This window comes from Nostoc cf. edaphicum LEGE 07299 (assembly GCF_015207245.1).
GTDB lineage: Bacteria > Cyanobacteriota > Cyanobacteriia > Cyanobacteriales > Nostocaceae > Nostoc > Nostoc edaphicum_B.
Map to the genome: position 1 here is coordinate 1 of NZ_JADEXF010000432.1, position 4,544 is coordinate 4,544.

Consider the following 4,544-nt stretch of genomic DNA (forward strand, 5'->3'; position numbering starts at 1 on the left):
AGTAATGACTTCTTAATCCAAGACAACCTGGCGCGTCAGGCAAAACAATCCAAAACTGCCCGCGCTTTAGCCATAACTAAAGGACAGGGACGGGACGTTGGAGCGGAAATCAAACAGGAGGAATCTTTTGAAGCTCAACGACGACTTTACGAAGGGACAAAAGCGTTGCACTGTGCGCCTGTATTTCTAGTTTATCGTCACAGCGCCCAAGAGTTAACCCACGCTTGCAACTTATTGGCTAACAGTTTTGAGACTGCCAAAGTAATTCGAGAGCGTAATATTGCTTGGGAAATTTGGCTGCAAACCCTGCCAATTACCTGCAAATGGTTGCTGCACGGAGGCAATCTCAGCGAACGCAGAATAACTTTAGATACCCATACTGTGGCTGGGATTATGCCTTTAACTGTCCCCAAGGACATCGATAAACAAGGTGTGGAATTCCTTACCAGTCGTGGTGGTAAGCCTATTTATGTTGACTTATTTCACCAGCAGATTGGACGCGCTCTAATTACAGGTACTTCCGGCTCAGGAAAGAGCGTTTTGGGATGGCGCTTTGCTCTAGAGGCATTAGCGAACAATATTCCCGTTGTTGGTATGGATATCTCTGCCAGTGGTAACAGCACTTTCAAAACGGCAATTGAGCTTTTGGGCGAGCAAGGAGCATATTACGATATTTCCAGTGGCAGCAGTAACCTACTGGAACCGCCAGATTTGCGACGGTTCGACAAGTCAGAACGGGAACGGCGCATGGAGTCTTGGAAGGACTTTATTCGCAAAGCATTAACAGCGATCGCAATGGGTAAAGTCAAAAATCCTCATTTAGCTCAACGGGTTGATGCCTTGTTAGTCAAAGCTTTGGACGTATTTTTAAAAGACCCAGAAATTATTACTCGCTACAACCGAGCCTTTGAGATGGGCTGGCTTTCACCAGAATGGCAGCAGATACCCACGCTACCAGATTTCGTCAAGTTCTGCACCAGAGAGCGCCTTAATCTGAGATCCTTTGAAGAAATTGACCGACAAGCACTCAACCAAATCCAGAATCAGATTAGTGCTTTACTCGCATCTAGGTTGGGAAAAGCGATCGCTCGTCCCAGCACTTTTTCCCCATTACCGGCGATTAAATTCTTTGCCCTCAGTGGATTGAGTAACGAGCAGGATGCTTACTTAATGGCAATTAACGCCCACAGTGCCTGTATCCGTAATGCTCTATCTCATCCCAAGAGTTTGTTTATTGGCGATGAGCTTTCCGTATTGTTACGTAAAGATGGCTTTGCCCAGATTATAGGCGAAACTTGTGCCACGGGAAGGAAAGAAGGCATTGCTGTTCTGCTGATGTCCCAAGACCCGGATACCATTTGCGAGTGTTCGACAGGCGCTCAAATTATGCAGAACATGACCTACCGGATTACCGGACGTATTACCAGTAGCGGTATTGCTTCTTTCCAACAGTATCTGGGCTATCCCGTCAATATTATCAGTCAAAATGCGACTGAAGCATTTTTGCCCCGTACCAGCGACCTTTATTCCTGCTGGCTAGTAGAAACAGGTGGTAGATTCTGGCGTACCCGCTTTTACCCTGGAGAAATGATGCTGGCCAGTGTTGCCAATAACCAGGATGAACGGGAAGCACGAGAACGGGTGATGGCTCAGTATCCAGATACCGCTAAAGGCAATCTGTTAGGACTGAGAGCGTTTACAGATGCTTACATTCCTGCTTTGAAGGAAAACAGAGGGTTTAAGCATATTGGTCAAGAGATACATCAAACCGCAGCATTGCGCGATTGGCTACGCCCAGCCGTAAATCCTGCGGACAGCCTCCACCAAAGCGGAGCATCTCTGCAAGGAGGAAGCGATCGCCAAGAAAGTAACGATGGCCAACAGGCTGAAAGTAGCCTGATTGCAAGTTGATATATCTAAAAACTGCATTAAGGAAGGTGAATCATGAAATCTAAACTTACCTTTATCAAATTGATAGCACTGATTTTAATTTTTGAACTTGGTTCTATCGCCAGTCCAGCCCTTGCTCGCACTCAAGACGACGGTCGAGATCCAGTAGCTGCTGCTGTTAGTAACAAAACTACTGGTAGTAGTATTTTCACCGCAGACACAGCATCTCAAATCAATGATTTTGTCGGAGATGTCAAAAATTTCGCTCAAAATGACCTATTTAATCCTCTTGGCAATCTGCTCAATTCTGCCTTGGGTGCAATTCAAATTCCAGATTTAAACAAAGTTTTGGCAGGAATTATGAACGGTTCTGCCAACAACGACCCTGGTGCGGTGCTGTCTGAAACTTTGGAGAACAAAACCAATGGTCAAAGCTCTTATGGTATCCGTGAAGACCTTGGTAAATATGCTACTAGAACAGTTGCTACAGAGATCGCTAATCAGGCTACTTTGAGCCAAACAGCCCAAAGTCAGATGGCTCAAATTAAGCAAGCTACTCAACAAGATACTCAAGAAAGCGTCAGCTTGGGTGAGGAATCCCAAAGTTTAGATGTCACCCAACAGATTTTGCAAAACCTATCCCAACAGACTGCCATTACCAGTCGCGTCAACGAGCGAATGCTTCAAGAAGCCCAGCAAGCACGCATTGACAGGGCATTGAGTAACACCTTAACCGCTCAAACAGCCAAGGAACTTTCAGCCATCAATACTGCCGATCGCCGTAAGAGTGTTGCCGCAGGCAATGCTGCCACTCAACAGGCGGGGTTATTGATCATGCCTGGTGGCATTACCCTTGGTTCTGACAAGCAGTAGCTAGGAATTGGAATCTTAGAGCTAGTACGGGCGGAAGCCAAAAGTCTGATTAATCAACCTTTTTAACTATTTTCTAGCAAGTTTTAAGAGTAGGGCTATGGTTGGTTTATTTATGCCGTGCCTGTACTACCTCTAAGTAATTAATTAGACATTGTAAATCAATAACAACTTACGCAAAACCTTTCATTTCTTCGTGTCTTCCCTTCTCTATGAGAGGCTGCGCCCTAAGCGGAGCTATGCCGCAGGCTTTATGGGACGATCCGCAAACTTATTCTTTATCCGTAAGTCCTGTCAATTTTAGCTGCGATCGCTAACGCTTTCGACACTCATGATCCACATTATTGCTCAATCATTTCCAGTAACAGGCGGAGAATCCGATGCCCTAGAAATTATCTCCAGTTCTTTAGAACTTTCTCGTGCCACAGTTGAGTCGTGGAACACGGTCTGGCTAGTTACTTTAGATCCGCTCGGTTCGGCATTATGGATTGGCTTGATTAAATTGGGCATCACCTTGGGAGCCGCCAGCATCTTATTTGTGGCACTAACCACTGGTAAGGAAATCATTGAAAAGCAATCATGGTCAGAACTGGCATCAATCTTTGTTTGGCCCTTCGTGATTATGATTTTCTTGGGGGCCAACGGCAATATGCTGGCCAAGACAATTACTGTTATCCGAGGCTTCGCTTACAACCAAGTGCAAAGCGTTCTTCAGCTTCAAGTTGGTGAACTAACATTTCGAGATGCTATTACCAATGTGGCAATTAGCAGTATCGCTAGACAACAGCTAGAAAACCTCTATAGCGAATGTCAAGGAAAAGTCGGTACAGAGTTAGTTGAGTGCTGGAACTCAAAGCAAGCCCAGGCACAGGCAATTGTTACCAAAGCTGAAGAGCAAGCTAAATCTCCACTCCAACCACTACGAGATTTTGCTAGTTTTCTCTGGAATAGAACTTTACCTGGTCAAATCGGTACTGCTGTTCAGTTTGCCAATGATCCAGGTAGTGTGTTTCGAGATACTGCCATCCCCATCATTCGCTTTATCCTGTATGCCCTGCAATGGGGCTTTGTAAATATTTTGGAAGCTGCTCTGCTGCTGACGGCATTATTTGCACCGATCGCAGTTGGTTTATCTTTGCTGCCATTACAAGGTCGTCCTATTTGGGCATGGCTGACAGGGTTTATTTCCTTGTTTGGTGTTCAACTTGGTTACAACATTTTAGTAGGTTTAGCAGCTGTTGTACTGGTGAAGTCGGGTGCTGAATTAGCATCTGATGTAGCATTTTTATGTTTCCTGAGCATCTTTGCACCAGTTTTGGCGGTATTGATAGCTGGAGGTGGGGGAATGGCGATTTATAACGGCATTTCTGCCAATGTCAAAGGCTTAATCGATATTTTTAGCAGTGCCATTGGAACTGCTACCAGTATTGCTCTACTCCGTAGGGGGTAATAAGTAATCGGACAGAAATATTTACACATTAGGTTTTAGGCTACATAAGGGTTTCAGGTCGAAATTTGTGTAATTAATTTTGTCTTACTACTTACCAGTTTTGGATTTTAGATTTTGGATCTTGCGGAAAGTCTGTAGCAAGATCCCGCAGGGTGCGCCGACTTCCGCCTCTCCGTTAGCACAGCGTAAAGCCTACGGCATAGCTTATCTACGAGACGCTAGCTTGCTTAAGAGCAGGGGTAAGCTTAGAGCGACGGAGGAGCGTCACTTTTCAAGACAGTCAATCACGGGAAAATCCCACAATCAATGGATGAAAATCCTTATTCCCCTATTC

At 45.2% G+C, this 4,544-nt stretch carries 3 protein-coding genes and 1 pseudogene; all 4 read left to right on the forward strand.

Annotation, left to right across the window (positions count from 1 at the left end):
• Positions 1-1,911 (forward strand): annotated as a pseudogene (locus IQ229_RS14140) (hypothetical protein); the annotation flags it as partial.
• Between the two features lie 33 nt (positions 1,912-1,944).
• Positions 1,945-2,763 carry a hypothetical protein gene (locus tag IQ229_RS14145; RefSeq protein WP_162398246.1) on the forward strand — a complete coding sequence of 273 codons (819 nt, stop codon included), beginning with the start codon at positions 1,945-1,947 and terminating at the stop codon, positions 2,761-2,763.
• 328 nt (positions 2,764-3,091) lie between these two features.
• Positions 3,092-4,210, forward strand: a complete 1,119-nt coding sequence (locus tag IQ229_RS14150) for a hypothetical protein (protein WP_162398245.1) — start codon at positions 3,092-3,094, stop codon at positions 4,208-4,210.
• 79 nt (positions 4,211-4,289) lie between these two features.
• Positions 4,290-4,544, forward strand: a 255-nt coding sequence (locus IQ229_RS24060) for a hypothetical protein (RefSeq protein WP_228013463.1), incomplete at its 3' end; no start/stop codon positions are given.

What these genes read in the sequence shown, in the direction of transcription:
- IQ229_RS14150 (WP_162398245.1), top strand. Translation starts at nt 3,092, where the DNA reads ATGATCCACATTATTGCTCAATCATTTCCAGTAACAGGCGGAGAATCC.
- IQ229_RS14145 (WP_162398246.1), top strand. Translation starts at nt 1,945, where the DNA reads ATGAAATCTAAACTTACCTTTATCAAATTGATAGCACTGATTTTAATT.